22 protein-coding genes are annotated in these 15,071 nt (G+C 58.4%); all 22 read right to left on the reverse strand.

The window, feature by feature from the left end:
• Positions 1 to 5: 5 nt before the first annotated feature.
• The 22 genes from nuoK to ACR3EH_RS03730 all read right to left on the reverse strand — a co-directional run bounded on the left by nuoK (position 6) and on the right by ACR3EH_RS03730 (position 15,011).
• Positions 6 to 311 (reverse strand): NADH-quinone oxidoreductase subunit NuoK, encoded by a 306-nt coding sequence (gene nuoK / locus ACR3EH_RS03625; RefSeq protein WP_005984024.1) that lies wholly within the window; start codon positions 309 to 311, stop codon positions 6 to 8.
• Positions 312 to 315: 4 nt separating this feature from the next.
• Positions 316 to 918 carry an NADH-quinone oxidoreductase subunit J gene (locus ACR3EH_RS03630; protein ID WP_170615376.1) on the reverse strand — a complete coding sequence of 201 codons (603 nt, stop codon included), beginning with the start codon at positions 916 to 918 and terminating at the stop codon, positions 316 to 318.
• Positions 915 to 1,325: a carboxymuconolactone decarboxylase family protein gene (locus ACR3EH_RS03635; protein WP_171092158.1), complete on the reverse strand. Its 411-nt coding sequence runs from the start codon at positions 1,323 to 1,325 to the stop codon at positions 915 to 917. The genes ACR3EH_RS03630 and ACR3EH_RS03635 overlap by 4 nt, the downstream gene beginning before the upstream one ends.
• Complete coding sequence (nuoI, locus tag ACR3EH_RS03640; protein WP_170331439.1) at positions 1,322 to 1,816, reverse strand: NADH-quinone oxidoreductase subunit NuoI; 495 nt, start codon at positions 1,814 to 1,816, stop codon at positions 1,322 to 1,324. The genes ACR3EH_RS03635 and nuoI overlap by 4 nt, the downstream gene beginning before the upstream one ends.
• On the reverse strand, positions 1,813 to 2,586 hold the full coding sequence (locus ACR3EH_RS03645; protein WP_171675436.1) for a methyltransferase domain-containing protein: 774 nt from the start codon (positions 2,584 to 2,586) through the stop codon (positions 1,813 to 1,815). Before ACR3EH_RS03645 ends, nuoI begins: the two co-directional genes overlap by 4 nt.
• 4 nt (positions 2,587 to 2,590) lie before the next feature.
• Positions 2,591 to 3,628: an NADH-quinone oxidoreductase subunit NuoH gene (nuoH, locus tag ACR3EH_RS03650; RefSeq protein ID WP_171092162.1), complete on the reverse strand. Its 1,038-nt coding sequence runs from the start codon at positions 3,626 to 3,628 to the stop codon at positions 2,591 to 2,593.
• Complete coding sequence (locus ACR3EH_RS03655; RefSeq protein ID WP_171092164.1) at positions 3,621 to 3,836, reverse strand: hypothetical protein; 216 nt, start codon at positions 3,834 to 3,836, stop codon at positions 3,621 to 3,623. The genes nuoH and ACR3EH_RS03655 overlap by 8 nt, the downstream gene beginning before the upstream one ends.
• Positions 3,833 to 5,854: an NADH-quinone oxidoreductase subunit NuoG gene (gene nuoG / locus ACR3EH_RS03660; RefSeq protein WP_171675434.1), complete on the reverse strand. Its 2,022-nt coding sequence runs from the start codon at positions 5,852 to 5,854 to the stop codon at positions 3,833 to 3,835. Before nuoG ends, ACR3EH_RS03655 begins: the two co-directional genes overlap by 4 nt.
• Before the next feature lie 7 nt (positions 5,855 to 5,861).
• Positions 5,862 to 6,308: a DUF5333 family protein gene (locus tag ACR3EH_RS03665; RefSeq protein ID WP_171184865.1), complete on the reverse strand. Its 447-nt coding sequence runs from the start codon at positions 6,306 to 6,308 to the stop codon at positions 5,862 to 5,864.
• Between the two features lie 3 nt (positions 6,309 to 6,311).
• Positions 6,312 to 6,716 carry a DUF5333 domain-containing protein gene (locus ACR3EH_RS03670; RefSeq protein WP_253746354.1) on the reverse strand — a complete coding sequence of 135 codons (405 nt, stop codon included), beginning with the start codon at positions 6,714 to 6,716 and terminating at the stop codon, positions 6,312 to 6,314.
• A 101-nt stretch (positions 6,717 to 6,817) separates the two neighbouring features.
• Entirely contained in the window at positions 6,818 to 7,168 is a 351-nt protein-coding gene (locus ACR3EH_RS03675; RefSeq protein ID WP_171092169.1) for a hypothetical protein, read from the reverse strand.
• A gap of 37 nt (positions 7,169 to 7,205) precedes the next feature.
• Positions 7,206 to 7,622, reverse strand: a complete 417-nt coding sequence (locus ACR3EH_RS03680; RefSeq protein ID WP_171184867.1) for an MAPEG family protein — start codon at positions 7,620 to 7,622, stop codon at positions 7,206 to 7,208.
• Positions 7,623 to 7,627: 5 nt separating this feature from the next.
• On the reverse strand, positions 7,628 to 8,926 hold the full coding sequence (gene nuoF, locus ACR3EH_RS03685; protein ID WP_171092173.1) for an NADH-quinone oxidoreductase subunit NuoF: 1,299 nt from the start codon (positions 8,924 to 8,926) through the stop codon (positions 7,628 to 7,630).
• 12 nt (positions 8,927 to 8,938) lie between these two features.
• Positions 8,939 to 9,160 carry a DUF5337 domain-containing protein gene (locus ACR3EH_RS03690; protein ID WP_171092174.1) on the reverse strand — a complete coding sequence of 74 codons (222 nt, stop codon included), beginning with the start codon at positions 9,158 to 9,160 and terminating at the stop codon, positions 8,939 to 8,941.
• A gap of 30 nt (positions 9,161 to 9,190) precedes the next feature.
• Positions 9,191 to 10,309: an NADH-quinone oxidoreductase subunit NuoE gene (gene nuoE / locus ACR3EH_RS03695; protein ID WP_171184869.1), complete on the reverse strand. Its 1,119-nt coding sequence runs from the start codon at positions 10,307 to 10,309 to the stop codon at positions 9,191 to 9,193.
• A complete protein-coding gene (locus tag ACR3EH_RS03700) occupies positions 10,309 to 11,532 on the reverse strand; it encodes an NADH-quinone oxidoreductase subunit D (RefSeq protein WP_171184871.1) in 1,224 nt (407 codons plus the stop codon). The genes nuoE and ACR3EH_RS03700 overlap by 1 nt, the downstream gene beginning before the upstream one ends.
• Positions 11,532 to 11,654 (reverse strand): hypothetical protein, encoded by a 123-nt coding sequence (locus ACR3EH_RS03705; RefSeq protein ID WP_256367953.1) that lies wholly within the window; start codon positions 11,652 to 11,654, stop codon positions 11,532 to 11,534. The genes ACR3EH_RS03700 and ACR3EH_RS03705 overlap by 1 nt, the downstream gene beginning before the upstream one ends.
• Before the next feature lie 24 nt (positions 11,655 to 11,678).
• Complete coding sequence (locus ACR3EH_RS03710; RefSeq protein WP_171092179.1) at positions 11,679 to 12,281, reverse strand: NADH-quinone oxidoreductase subunit C; 603 nt, start codon at positions 12,279 to 12,281, stop codon at positions 11,679 to 11,681.
• 11 nt (positions 12,282 to 12,292) lie between these two features.
• Positions 12,293 to 12,826 carry a NuoB/complex I 20 kDa subunit family protein gene (locus ACR3EH_RS03715; protein ID WP_010442777.1) on the reverse strand — a complete coding sequence of 178 codons (534 nt, stop codon included), beginning with the start codon at positions 12,824 to 12,826 and terminating at the stop codon, positions 12,293 to 12,295.
• Positions 12,817 to 13,182, reverse strand: coding sequence for an NADH-quinone oxidoreductase subunit A (locus ACR3EH_RS03720; RefSeq protein ID WP_050602775.1), 366 nt, complete (start codon positions 13,180 to 13,182; stop codon positions 12,817 to 12,819). Before ACR3EH_RS03720 ends, ACR3EH_RS03715 begins: the two co-directional genes overlap by 10 nt.
• Positions 13,183 to 13,369: 187 nt before the next feature.
• Positions 13,370 to 14,158, reverse strand: coding sequence for a crotonase/enoyl-CoA hydratase family protein (locus ACR3EH_RS03725; RefSeq protein WP_171184875.1), 789 nt, complete (start codon positions 14,156 to 14,158; stop codon positions 13,370 to 13,372).
• Position 14,159: 1 nt separating this feature from the next.
• Positions 14,160 to 15,011: a hydroxymethylglutaryl-CoA lyase gene (locus ACR3EH_RS03730; RefSeq protein WP_171184876.1), complete on the reverse strand. Its 852-nt coding sequence runs from the start codon at positions 15,009 to 15,011 to the stop codon at positions 14,160 to 14,162.
• Positions 15,012 to 15,071 lie beyond the last annotated feature (60 nt).

Genomic DNA, 15,071 nt, shown 5'->3' on the forward strand with positions numbered 1-15,071 from the left:
TTCTCTTAGCCCTTCATCATATTGACGTCTTCAACCGCGATCGTGCCACGGTTACGGAAGAAGCAGACCAGAATGGCCAGACCAATCGCCGCCTCGGCCGCCGCAACGGTCAGCACGAACAGCGTAAACACCTGCCCGACAAGATCGCCGAGGAAGCTGGAAAACGCCACGAGGTTGATATTCACCGCCAGCAGCATCAGTTCGATGCTCATCAGCAGGATGATGACGTTCTTGCGGTTCAGGAAGAGACCGAAGATGCCGATGACGAACAGCGTCGCCGCGACCGTAAGATAGTGTTCAAGTCCGATCATCGTCTCAAAGTCCCTGCCCCGGTTTAACGTCCTTCAACTCCATCGCCTTGGCCGGGTCTCGCATCATCTGGCCGACGATGTCCTGACGCTTGATGTCCTGACGGTGGCGCAATGTCAGCACGATGGCGCCGATCATGGCCACCAGCAGGATCAGGCCCGCCAGTTGGAACAGAAGGAAATATTGATCATAAAGGATGACACCCAACGCCTCGGTGTTGTGGCGGTCCGCTGGAACTGGCTGGGCCAGATTGGCCGCCGCACCCTGCGCGCTGTCCCAAGCGCCAAAGGCCATGACGAACTGCATCAGGATGACCAGACCGATCAGCAGGGCCAGCGGCATATAGCGTGCCATCTCGGCCTTGAGCTCGGCAAAGTCCACGTCCAACATCATCACCACGAACAGGAACAGAACCGCGACCGCGCCTACATAGACGATGATCAGCAGCATCGCCACAAACTCGGCCCCCAGCAGCACGAACAGCCCCGCCGCCGACAGGAAGGACAGGATCAGCCACAGCACCGAGTGCACTGGCTGGCGGCTGATCACCGTGAACAGCCCGCCGGTGATGGCGCTGATGGCAAACAGATAGAAGGCAAAGACGGTCATTGATCCTCATCCTCGTTGCCGCCCATGACCTCTTGCGCCAGATCCAGCGCGCGGGTCATGGCCGGGATGCCGGCAAAGACCGACATCTGACCGATCGTTTCCACGATCTCTTGTTTCTTGGCACCCGCTTCCAGCGCGTGGCGCACAGTTTGGCGCACGGCACTATCCGCTTGCGCGCCCTGACAGGTCAGCCCGGCCAGCGTCAACAGCAGGCGGGTTTTGGCATCCAGCCCGTCTTTGTTGACGGTGTTGCCGAACATCATCTCCATGACCTCTTTAGGCATGGTCGGCCACAGCGCTTCGAACCCTTTGGGCGAAAAGCTTTCCATCGCCGGGTTCATCGCCTTGGCCATGTCCTGAGCCTGCTTCATCATCAGCTCGAACGGATTTGTCGGGCTGTCAGTCATCGATACGGCGCGTCCATTTCCAGATTGCGGGCGATCTCGGCCTCCCAGCGTTCGCCGTTATCCAGCAGTTTTTCCTTGTCGTAGAACAGCTCTTCGCGGGTTTCCGTGGCGAATTCGAAATTCGGCCCTTCAACGATGGCATCAACCGGGCATGCCTCTTGGCAGAAGCCGCAATAGATGCATTTGGTCATGTCGATGTCGTAACGTGTCGTGCGGCGGCTGCCGTCTTCGCGCGGCTCGGCGTCGATGGTGATGGCTTGCGCGGGACAAACCGCTTCACACAGTTTGCAAGCGATGCAGCGTTCTTCACCGTTGGGATAACGACGCAGCGCATGTTCCCCACGGAATCGCGGCGACAGAGGGCCCTTTTCGTGCGGATAGTTCACGGTGGCCTTCGGGGCAAAGAAGTACTTGAGCCCCAGTTTCATACCGACCCAGAAGTCCTGTAGCAGAAAGTACTTGGCGGCGCGGGTGTAGTCGATTTGAGTCATAGAGAGCTAACCTTCTGATCATATCGCGTTCCACCGGCATTGGAGTAGTCACGCCAGTGCGTCTCGTAGTCACTTTGAAGAACCGTGTCCATGAGAGCCGCTTCGGAACCGCGCTGGATTTCACAGTACAAATAGACCTGCCCATCCGGGAGGGAATCGCCCAGGTCGATCCGTTGTTCTCCATCCGCCGGATCTTGTAGATCCAAAACCGCCTGGTGGAAGGCACGGCTGCGTTGAATCGCCTGGCACGCGTTGACCACGCAGCCCGCGTTCCGACGCCAGAACGAATAGACCAGTTCCGGATTGAACTGATACATCCCATGCCCGGCCCAGCCGTTCAGGCCATTCACCGAGATGAAATGCCCGCCGGGCTTCAGCATGTGGAACACGTTTTCCAGCGCAACGGGAACGTTAAACACATGCTCAATCGTTCCACCGTCGAAGATGAAATCGAATTGACCTGCAAGTTCTTTCGGAATGGGACGATTTAGGTCCTGAAGGATCGTCGCGCCTTCGTGGTCCGAGAAATCCATAGTTTCGATTTCACCGAACCCCAGCTTGCGAAAGAACGTCTCGCTGTAGCCATCCGACTGCTGAAGGTCTTCCAACTGAATATGGTCCAGCCCCTCTCGGCGCAGTTTGCGCTGAAAGATTCTGGGCGGCCGCAGGCGAACAAATTCCTGACGGCCCAGCATCAATGAACGGCCTTCCACAGAGTGCCGTGTCGAAAACTCGACAAGCTTGGAGAAGACTGTGAAATCGATACCCAACGCGTTAGCCCCCTGTGCTCCAACGGGCGAACGCACCCCAGAACCAGTCGAACTTTGCCGCGAAGGCCACAAAGACCACCCAGGCCAGCGAGAACGGCAGGAAGACTTTCCAACCCAACCGCATCAACTGGTCATAGCGGTAGCGCGGCGTGATCGCCTTGACCATTGCGAAGAGGAAGAAGAAGAACGCCATCTTCGCGACCATCCACAGCACGCCATCGGGCAGGCCCGGGATCGGTGACAGCCAGCCGCCGAAGAACAGCAGCGTGGTCAGCGCGCACATCAGGAAGATCGCGATGTATTCACCAGCCATGAACAGAAGGAAGGGTGTGGCAGAGTATTCAACCTGGTAACCGGCGACCAGTTCAGATTCCGCTTCGGGAAGGTCGAATGGCGGTCGGTTGGTTTCAGCCAGCGCCGAAATGAAGAACAAGAAGACCATCGGGAAGTGCGGCAGCCAGTACCAGCTGAAGAAGCCGAACGAGCCGTCCTGCGCACGCACAATGTCACCAAAATTCATCGACCCGGTCGAGATGATCACACCGATGATGATCAGGCCAATCGAAACCTCGTACGAAATCATCTGCGCAGCAGAGCGCAAAGACCCAAGGAACGGGTACTTTGAGTTCGACGCCCAACCCCCCATAATCACGCCATAAACTTCCAGTGAAGACACAGCGAACACATAGAGAATGGCGACGTTGATGTCCGACAGCACCCAGCCATCATTGAACGGGATCACTGCCCAGGCAATCATCGCCAGTACAAAAGAGGTGAGCGGTGCAAGGATAAAGACGGTCCTGTCTGCCCCCGCCGGGATGACGACCTCTTTGACCACATATTTCAATGCATCGGCCACCGATTGCAGCAAGCCGTACGCGCCAACCACGTTCGGTCCGCGACGCATCTGGACAGCGGCCCAGATCTTGCGATCGCCGTAAACAAGGAACAACAGCGAGATCATCACAAACGCAACAACTGCAAGCACTTGCGCCAGAATGATGATGGCTATTCCGCCTGGGGTGTTAAAGAAATCAGCCATTGGTCCTCACACCGTGGGTATTCCGTTTTCCGCGCGCGATGCAAAGGCCAGGTGCCTGCGCAAAGTGCGACTGGGTCGGCGCGTTGGTGTAAACAGCATCTGCCGCTTCAGCGCCACCCTTAATCTTCAGTTTCACACACAAATCCAGCGCGGCGAACTGCCACCCGGCAGCCGCCTTTGCTTGTGATATGAAACGGTTCCGGCTCATTCTGCCGCGATCTTTCCGGTCTGACGTGCCTGCGCCTGTGCCGAAAGCTCGGCCATCAGTTGCGACGCACGGGCAATCGGGTTGGTCAGATAGAAATCCTTGACCGCATTGCGGAACGTGGCCTGACCCAGCGGCGCTGCGTCGAGCGGTTGAACCTCATTCTCGATCACCTCATCGATCCGGGCCAGATGCGGCACAGCTTCAATGAGTGCGGTTCGCAATTGCGCCAGTGAGTCGAATGGAAGTTTCGCGCCCAACTCGGCCGACAATGCCCGCAGAATGGCCCAGTTTTCCTTAGCTTCGCCCGGCGCAAAACCGGCACGCATCGCCAGTTGCGGGCGTCCTTCAGTGTTCACGAACAAACCGTTTTCTTCGGTATAGGCCGCGCCCGGCAAGATCACGTCGGCGCGGTGAGCGCCACGGTCTCCGTGGCTGCCCTGGTAGATAACAAACGCGCCTTCGCCGATCTCGACCTCATCGGCACCGAGATTGTAAATCACGTCGGCAGCGTTGACGGCATCCATGCCACCTTCGTTGGTCGCATCTACATCCATCGCACCCACGCGCGAGGCCGCAGTGTGCAGTACCAAAAGCCTGCTTTCGGTATTGACTGCAATGGTTTGCGCGGACGCCAATACTGCAGCACCATCCGCTTCTTGCAGGGCACCCTGCCCCACGATCACCAGCGAGGGTTTGCCCTTGATGGCGTCGTCACGCCCCCTGTCGACGACCTTCTGCAAGGCCGCGCGATCATCGCCCATGTGATGGTAGTCATAGGTCAGATCTACTGCGGGACCGACCAGAGCCACCTCGGCACCATGCGCCCAGGCTTTGCGGATCCGCGCGTTCAGTACCGGAGCCTCATCACGCGGATTGGTCCCGATCAGCAGAATGCGTTCGGCCGAGTCTATGTCTTCAATCGTAGCGGTTCCGACATAAGCCCCGCGGTTGCCAGCAGGCAACTTGGCACCATCCGTGCGGCATTCGACAACACCGCCCTGCCCTTCGATCATCTGCTTCAAAGCAAAGGTCGCCTCGACCGAGGCCAGATCGCCCACGATCCCAGCAGGTTTTTCGGCGCCCTTCAGCGCCTCAGCAGCTTTGGTCAGCGCCTCGGGCCATGAAGCCGGGCGCAACTTGCCGTTTTCGCGAATGTAGGGCTTGTCCAAGCGCTGACGACGCAGGCCATCCCAGACAAAGCGGGTTTTGTCGCTGATCCACTCTTCATTCACGCCATCATGGTTGCGCGGCAGGAAGCGCATCACTTCGCGCCCTTTGGTGTCCACGCGGATGTTCGAACCAAGGGCGTCCATGACGTCTATGCTCTCGGTCTTGGTCAGTTCCCATGGGCGAGCGGTAAAGGCGTAAGGTTTCGACGTCAGTGCGCCCACCGGGCACAAGTCGATGATATTGCCCTGCAGGTTCGACTGCAGTGTTTCGTTCAGGTACGAGGTGATCTCGGCATCCTCGCCCCGCCCGGTCTGACCCATCTGCGTGATCCCGGCGACCTCGGTCGTGAAACGCACGCAGCGGGTGCAGCTAATGCAGCGCGTCATTGCCGTGCCAACCAGCGGGCCAAGATCCAGATCATCGACTGCGCGCTTCGCTTCTTTGAAACGCGAGCCCGAGACACCATAAGCCATGGCCTGATCCTGAAGGTCACACTCTCCGCCTTGGTCGCAAATCGGACAATCCAGCGGGTGGTTGATCAGCAGAAACTCCATCACCCCTTCGCGGGCCTTTTTGACCATGGGCGAGTTTGTCTTGACGACCGGAGGCTGACCTTCCGGCCCTGGGCGCAGGTCGCGCACCTGCATTGCGCACGAAGCCGCCGGCTTGGGCGGGCCGCCCACAACCTCGACCAGGCACATCCGGCAGTTTCCAGCGATCGACAAACGTTCATGATAACAAAAACGCGGCACTTCGACCCCGGCTTGCTCACAAGCCTGGATCAGGGTCATCGCGCCTTCGACTTCGATTTCCTGCCCGTCGATATTGATCTTGCGGAGGTCAGACATGATTTCGTTAGCCTTTCAGGAATGCACCGATCCGGGTGCCGTTGGCAATCTCGCGTTGGCCAGCTGCGCAGAACGTGTCGGGCTGACCCACGACAACGCCGCTTTGCTGGATGTATTTGATTAGGTCGTCCTGCGCGCGCTTTGGCGGAATGGCATCGGCCAAATAGCGGATATCGCTTTCTTGATAGCCCTTGGCCTTGAGCTCGGCGTCCAGTGATTTCATCTGCGCCTGCGCCTCGGGTCGATTAAACGAAATCGCCCGGCATTCGCCAGCGATTTGCTCAGCCACGGCTGCAGAGAACGCGAAATCGTACAGTTCCGGCGGCAGCTCGGCGCGAAACTCTGCCCGAGAGGCGGCAGTGTCGGTCGCAGAGCTGGTTGGCGTTTCGCACGCCGATAATGACATCAGCAATGCCACACCAACTGCCCCGGATCTGAGAACCTGAACACTCATCCGTCAATCCGCCCTCAAGTAAACGCCAATGGCGCTGTTTCGTTGAATTTCCTTTTGGCCCAACGTGCAAAACGTGGTGGGGTTTTCATAAGTCACCCCGTTTGAGGCCAGATAAGCCTCACCCTTGGCGCGCATGCGGTCTTTTTCTGCGTCCGACTCGACATAAGACCGGATTTCCCGGTCTGTGTATCCCAAGTCGTTCGCTTTGGAGCGCAGCCCCCACATCACACTGATCGCCTTCAGTCGTCGCCCGCTGATCGAGGGGCAGTATTCCGAAATCTCGTTTGCGATGGCGATGTAATAGAGTTCATTGTCGATCTCTTTGACATCCCTCAAGGGCGGCTTTGCCTCTGCTGCCGCAGGAACAGCCATCAAGGCAGCCATAGCGATTGTTTTTGCATAGGACATAGGTTTTCCTTTCGTCTTGGAATTTCCAAGACGAAAGGATGCGCGTTTGCTAGGCAATAACGCCCTGCGCGCCCTTTCGTGATATGCAAAAACACTGGACATCATGGGCGTTTGCAGGTTCCTGCAAATGTGAGTTGATCATCCGCGATGGTAAGCTGTTGCGGTTCCGTGTCCGGCCCCACTTTCCAATCAATCCGCGACGATCCGAAGTTTTGCACACAGAACTTTGTGCCTTCGTGGCGCCCGGCCTCACGCGCGCCATCCAATGACGCAGACACACCTTTGACGACCACAGTAAAGTCAGCGGGCGACTTCTTCTTGTCGACAGCTTTGGCCTTGGTCCGGAACGCCTGACCATCGAACAAAAGCCGGTCCTCGGACGGTCTGATCAATCCGCAGGCGGATACACTGACCAAAGCCAGAACAACAACCAGGGTCTTCGAGATCTTCATACTTTCCCTCATTGCAGTCTTTACCGCCGCCTTGCCGTTAAAACGCCGCCACCAAGGCCATAAGGCCGATTACAAACATGCAGGCCCAACCCAGCACATACAGCACGGACCGCAAACCGCTGTTCGGCTTGCCGATCCCCCTAAGATGCACCACCAGCATGAGCAAGCGCGCAACCAAAGCAACTGACGCCAGAAGGTTGACCCAGAATGGGCTGACCCCCAGCAAAATTGCTGCAACTACAACAGTCAGAAACGCCGGAAGCGTTTCAGTTCCGTTGAGGTAGGCCCGGTTCAATCGATAGGCTTGATCACCGTAGTCTTGTTCAGGCGTCGCACCCGGTGCCAGTCCCTTGCCCTGCTTGGCCAGCGCAGAAAACGGGGCCAAAAACAGAACCACCAACGTGAAAAACACAACGGATGCTATGGCGTGTGAATATTCATCAAAGGCTTCCATTCGGTTTACTCCGCTGCCATCGCACCCATGCGGCCCGACTTCTGGGCCTTGATGCGGTCCTCGATCTCTTCCCGGAAGTTGCGGATCAGGCCCTGGATCGGCCAAGCGGCCGCGTCACCCAAGGCACAGATGGTATGGCCTTCGACCTGTTTGGTCACATCAAACAGCATGTCGATCTCTTCCAATTCGGCCTCGCCGCGCACAAGACGGTCCATAACGCGCATCATCCATCCGGTGCCTTCCCGGCACGGCGTACACTGGCCGCAGCTTTCGTGCTTGTAGAACTTCGACAGCCGCCAGATCGCCTTGATGATGTCCGTCGACTTGTCCATTACGATCACCGCAGCAGTACCAAGGCCCGAGCCCAGATCATTGCGCAGGTAATCAAAATCCATGATCGCGTCGCGCATGTTTTCACCGCGCACGCAAGGAACAGAGGACCCACCCGGGATTACCGCCAACAGGTTGTCCCAACCGCCGCGAATGCCGCCGCAATGAGTTTCAATCAGCTCTTCGAATGAGATCGACATGGCCTCTTCGACGACACACGGGTTGTTCACATGGCCCGAGATCGCAAACAGCTTGGTGCCCGCGTTGTTCTGACGGCCAAAGCCTGCGAACCAGTCCGCGCCACGGCGCAGGATGGTCGGCACGACAGCAATGGATTCCACGTTGTTCACCGTGGTCGGGCAGCCATAAAGGCCAGCCCCCGCCGGGAACGGAGGTTTCATCCTTGGCATACCCTTCTTGCCCTCAAGGCTTTCGATCAGGGCGGTTTCCTCGCCGCAAATATAGGCCCCGGCCCCGTGATGCAGGAAGATATCGAAATCCCAACCCGAACCAGCGGCGTTCTTGCCCAAAAGACCAGCGTCATAAGCCTCGTCAATCGCGGCCTGCAGCGCCTCGCGCTCGCGGATGTATTCGCCGCGCAGGTAGATATAGCAGGTGTGCGCGTTCATCGCGAAAGAGGCGATCAGACAACCTTCGATCAGCGTATGCGGATCATGGCGCATGATCTCACGGTCTTTGCAGGTGCCGGGCTCGGATTCGTCAGCGTTCACCACCAGATAGGCCGGACGCCCGTCGCTTTCCTTGGGCATGAACGACCATTTCAGGCCCGTCGGGAAGCCCGCGCCGCCGCGACCGCGCAGACCCGAGTCCTTCATCGTCTGGATGATCCAGTCGCGGCCCTTTTCGATCAGGCCAGCAGTGCCGTCCCAATGCCCGCGGGCCTGTGCGCCCTTCAGCGTGCGCTCATGCATCCCGTAGATGTTGGTAAAGATCCGGTCCTGATCCTTCAGCATCGCGTGTTACCTTCAGCTGTCCTGACGCATGCGCCAGAGTTGAAAAATGTTGATGCCTGCATAGATGAAACCCGCCAATGCAGCGAGATCAAATAGCAAGGCGTGCCGGGTGGTCAAACCCAGCGCGGGGCCGATGAACAGGTTCATGGCAAGCCAAATCAGCATGGTCACGGCGATGACCACTCCGATGTGTCGACCCTTGCGGGCTATGGCCTGTTCCTTATCTTTGTCCATCTTTCCCTGATGCCCCGGGTGGGCATCCGCTTAGTCTTCGTAGGTGCCGTCTTCCTTGGCACGTTTGGCGAATTCGGTTTCGTCACCCACCGCAAGCTTGGCCGCCTGTTCGATCCAGCCGTCGCGTTCGATCCGGCCTTTGAACTTCAGACGTGCATCAACCCAGGCCACATGTTCGGGTGTCCAGGCCGCGATCTGGTCGTAGTGATAGAAACCCAGCTCATTCAGCGTTTCTTCCAGCTTCGGTCCCACGCCTTTCAACAGCTTGAGGTTGTCCGGCAATCCGCCACGCGCCTCGGTCAGCGTTCTGGGCGCGTCTTCTTTGACAGCTTCCGGCTCAGCCTTGGCTTTCGCTTCTTCCGCCTGCTTCACCGCAGGTTTCGCGGGTTCTGGTGCTTTGGGAGGCTTCGCCGCAGCCGAGGCTCCGGCCTGCTTGCCATCCCTGCCCAACCAAGGCGTCAGGATCGGCACTTCGGTGCCGTCGATGCGCTTGACCGTGTCACCCAGATCCATCGCCAGCTCAACGCTTGCGTTGTATTGCGGCTTGCCAGCTTCATATTCCGACAGGCTGCTCAGCCCCTTCAACGGCTCAGCCGCATAGCGCCCGCTCTGCGGTCCGGGTGTCGGTACCTTTCCAGCGGCCAGATCATCGATGATCTTACCAAAACTCTCAGCCGTCAGGTCTTCGTAGTAATCCTTGCCGATCTGCGCCATCGGCGCATTGGTGCAAGAGCCGAGGCATTCGACCTCTTCCCAGCTGAGCTTGCCATCGGAAGACAGCTCATGCGGTTTGGCGGCAATCTTTTCCTTGCAGACCGCAATCAGATCCTCGGCCCCGCAGATCATACAGGAGGTCGTGCCGCACACCTGAATATGCGCCACCGAGCCAACCGGCTGCAGTTGGAACATGAAGTAAAAGGACGCAACTTCGAGCACGCGAATATAGGCCATGCCCAGCATGTCGGCGACGGATTCAATCGCCGGGCGGGACAGCCAGCCCTCCTGCTCCTGCGCGCGCCACAGCAGCGGGATCACCGCGCTGGCCTGACGGCCTTCGGGGTATTTGGTCATCTGCGCTTCGGCCCACTGCTGGTTGGCAGCGGTGAAGGCGAAGCTTTCGGGTTGTTCGGGATGAAGACGGCGGAGCATTAGCGGTCAATCTCTCCAAATACGACGTCCATTGTGCCGATGATGGCGGCGACGTCGGCCAGTTGGTGGCCTTTGGCAACGTGGTCCATGGCTTGCAGGTGCAGGAAGCCCGGCGCGCGCAGTTTGGCCCTGTAAGGCTTGTTGGTGCCGTCCGCGACCAGATAGACGCCGAACTCGCCCTTGGGGGCCTCGACGGCGGCATAAACCTCGCCTGCGGGGACGTGGAAACCTTCGGTATACAGTTTGAAGTGATGGATCAGGCTTTCCATCGACGTCTTCATGTCCGAGCGTTTCGGCGGGGTAATCTTGCCGCGTGCCAGAACATCCCCGGGACAGTCACGGATTTTGGAGATGGCCTGACGGATGATCAGCAGCGACTGGCGCATCTCTTCCATGCGGACGAGGTAACGGTCATAGCAGTCGCCATTCTTACCGACGGGGATCTGGAACTCGAACTCGTCATAGCATTCATAGGGCTGCGCACGACGCAGGTCCCAGGCCAGACCGGACCCACGGACCATCACGCCCGAGAAGCCGTATTTCTGAATGTCATCTTCGGTCACGACGCCAATATCGGCGTTGCGCTGTTTAAAGATGCGGTTTTCGGTCAGCAGACCGTCAATGTCGTCCAGAACGGCGGGGAATTCGTGGCTCCACGCCTCGATATCATCCAGCAGTTCAGGCGGCAGGTCCTGATGCACACCACCGGGGCGGAAATAGGCGGCGTGCAGGCGCGCACCACAGGCGCGCTCATAGAAGACCATCAGCTTTTCGCGCTCTTCGAACCCCCACAGAGGCGGGGTCAGCGCGCCAACGTCCATCGCTTGCGTGGTCACGTTCAGCAGATGGTTCAGGATGCGCCCGATCTCGGAATACAGCACCCGGATCAACGAGCCCCGGCGCGGCACCTCAACACCGGTCAGCTTTTCGATGGCCAGACACCAGGCATGTTCCTGATTCATCGGCGCCACGTAATCCAGACGGTCGAAATACGGCAGATTCTGCAGGTAGGTCCGGCTTTCCATCAGCTTTTCGGTACCACGGTGCAGCAGGCCGATATGCGGGTCGCAGCGTTCGACGATCTCACCGTCCAGCTCGAGCACCAAACGCAGAACCCCGTGCGCCGCAGGGTGTTGCGGGCCGAAGTTAATGTTGAAGTTGCGGATCTTCTGTTCTCCGCTCAGCGCGTCCGTGCTGCCGTCATCGTATCTTGAGCCGTCCATCAACGCCCTCGTTTCTTCTTCGCTTCGGCCCGAACCCGGACCTTTTCGGCCTCGGCCGCCTTGGCAGCAGCCCCAGCAAGCAAAACTCCAAGCGCCCCGAGCATGATCAGTTCTCCCAACATCTCAGCAACGCTCCATCATCAGTGTCAGCTTTCCTGCTTTTCATCGCCCGGAAGGATGTAATTCGCACCTTCCCACGGGGACATGAAATCGAACTGCCGATATTCCTGCACCAGACTGACCGGTTCGTAGACCACTCGCTTTTGCGCCTCGTCATACCGTACTTCGGTGTAGCCGGTGGTCGGGAAATCCTTGCGCAGCGGATAGCCGCGGAATCCATAGTCGGTCAGGATGCGCCGCAGATCCGGGTGGCCCGAGAACAGGATGCCGAACATGTCGAATACCTCACGCTCGAACCAGTTGGCCGAGGGGTGAACGTCAACGATGGACGGCACCATGTCTTCCTCGCGGATCGAAACCCGCAGGCGGATGCGCTGATTTTGGTACATCGACAGGAAATGATAGACCACATCGAACCGCTTGGCGCGTTCGGGATAGTCGACACCGGTGATGTCCACCAAAGATGAGAATTGGCAGGACCGGTCGGTTTTCAGGAATTCGACAAATTCCACCAGGTTCGACGGGGCCACATCCACGTTCAGCTCGTCATGGGTCACATCCCAGGACAAAACACAATCTGCCCGCTTCAGCTCCAGCTGTGCGCCGAGTTCTTTGAGTGCTTCGCTCATCAACTCTCTCCTCAGCGGACGATGGTGCCGGTACGGCGGATTTTGCGTTGCAGCTGCATCAGGCCATAAAGCAGCGCTTCAGCGGTCGGAGGACAGCCGGGCACGTAAATGTCCACCGGCACAACACGGTCACAGCCACGCACGACCGAATAGGAATAGTGGTAATACCCACCACCGTTGGCGCAGGAACCCATCGAGATCACATAACGCGGCTCGGGCATCTGGTCGTAAACCTTACGCAGCGCGGGGGCCATCTTGTTGGTCAGCGTTCCGGCCACGATCATCACGTCCGACTGGCGCGGGGACGCACGCGGTGCGATGCCAAACCGTTCCGCATCGTAGCGCGGCATCGAGGTATGCATCATCTCAACCGCGCAGCAGGCCAGACCAAAGGTCATCCAGTGCAGCGAACCGGTGCGGGCCCAGTTGATAATATCCTCGGTCGAGGTCAGCAGAAACCCTTTGTCCTGCAGTTCCGCGTTCAGGGCCTGAGTGGCAACTTCTTTGTCGACACCGGCGGTGTTTGCACCCGTCATCACTCCCATTCCAGGGCCCCTTTCTTCCATTCATAGGCAAAGCCAATGGTCAGAACGCCCAGGAACACCATCATGGACCAGAAGCCGACATCGCTGATGTCCTTAAAGCCGACGGCCCAAGGAAACAGGAAGGCAATTTCCAGATCGAAAATGATGAAGAGAATCGACACCAGATAAAACCGAACGTCGAATTTCATCCGCGCATCGTCGAAGGCGTTGAATCCACATTCATATGCGCTGACCTTTTCGGGGTCGGGATTGCGGACGGCCAGTACCACAGCGGCCAGAATCAAGACGATCCCAAGGCCCACGGCAACGGCCAGAAACACCAGAATCGGGAGGTACTCCCGCAGCAGGTCTTCCACGAATAGCTCCTTTCCTGCGCATCTCCCAAAAGGGTGCGCCGTCAATTGGCGTGTTGACTGGACATTCTCTATCCGTGCGGGGTCAGGTGGTCAACCGAACACAATGCCCCACGACATCAAACATGCACTTGACAGCGCGGCATAGAATCGCAGCGCTGGTGTTCCAGAACAAATAAGCAGAGACCGCTTATCCCGCGTTGTTCCAGGATGGGCTACGTTTCTCAAAAAACGCCGAAATCCCTTCCTGCGCCTCTTCGGTTTCCCACCGTTCGACCAGCGCATGTATGGTTCGATCGATCACAGCATCGTCAATGCGCGGCCCGAGGCTCTGAACAAGCGCCTTGGCCGAAGCAACGGCCCCTGGTGCGCAGGTCAGATAGGGTCGAATTTCCGTCTCGACAGCAGCTGACAATTGATCCGCAGGTACACTTCGCGCCAACAATCCCAGATCAACGGCTTCGGCAGCATCAATCAGACGGGCCGACATAAAAACGCGTCGTGCGCGCGCTTCGCCCATACGGGCGGTGACGTATGGCCCGATTGTTGCCGGGATCAGACCCAGCCGCGTTTCGGTCAATCCCATCTTCAAGCTGTCGACCCCAATAGCGATGTCGCACACAGCCGCCATCCCGACGCCACCGCCAAAGGCGTTGCCTTGCAATACCCCGATCAAGGGCTTGGGCATCGTATTCAGGGCTTGCAACATCTCGGCAAGCTTGCGGGCCTCGGTAAAGCGCGTCGCTTTATCCGCTGTCATCTGGTCCTGCATCCAACCCAGATCACCACCTGCACAAAAGCTTTTGCCATGCGCCGCAAGGACAACTACTCGAACATCAGCATCCTGACCCAACTGCCCTGCGGCTTGGGTCAATTCGGTGATCATCAGACCTGACAGGGCATTGTGCTTCTCTGGCCGATTCAGAGTCAGAGTGGCAACACCACGTGAATCGGTTGAAATCGCGAGTGTTTCAAACATGTCAGCCTCTTAGCGCGTTTGCCATCCGTGCAGCGTCTTCAATCACAGCCAGATCCAGCCCCGTCTCGTATCCAAGTCTCTGCAAATGGGCGGCGACGGCTTCGGTTGGCACATTGCCTTCAGCCCCCGGCGCATAAGGGCAACCGCCCAACCCGCCCACGGCCGCGTCAAACACGCGGACGCCCAGCGCCAGCGCCGCATCGATATTGTCGATTGCGCGCCCATTGGTGTCGTGGAAATGCCCCGCCAGCCGCGTTACAGGAACCCTTTCACGCACCGCCAAAAGCATGTGCGCGATCTTGTCGGGCGTCCCCTGCCCGATCGTATCACCTAACGAGACCTCGTAGCAGCCCAGAGCAAACAACCGGTCTGCCACCTCGGCCACCTTCTCGGGCGGGGTCGGACCATCGTAGGGGCAATCGGTCACGCAAGAGACGTAACCACGGACCGGCAGGTCGATGTGGCGCGCTGCTTCAAGAATCGACGTGAACCGCTCTATCGATTCCTCGATTGACGCGTTGACATTAGCTTTGGAAAAACCCTCGGAGGCCGAAGCAAACACGGCAATCTCGTCTGCCTTGGCCGCCAGCGCATCCTCATACCCACGCATATTGGGCGTTAGCGCCGCGTAGCGGATTCCATCCACACGGTTGATCCCGGCCAGAACTTGCGCCGACCCGGCCATCTGCGGCACCCATTTTGGGGACACAAAGCTTGCGACTTCAATCCGGCGGAACCCGGCCCGGCTGAGGCAGTCGATCAATGCAACCTTGTCAGCAACCGGTATCTCATTTTTTTCGTTCTGCAGCCCGTCGCGCGGCCCTACTTCATAAATCTCGACCTGATCACCCATGTCTGCGCTCCTCCCGGCTTATTCTCATTCCACTACGGATCGCCCGACCGTGCCACGTGC

This window comes from Ruegeria sp. BG7 (genome assembly GCF_056535685.1).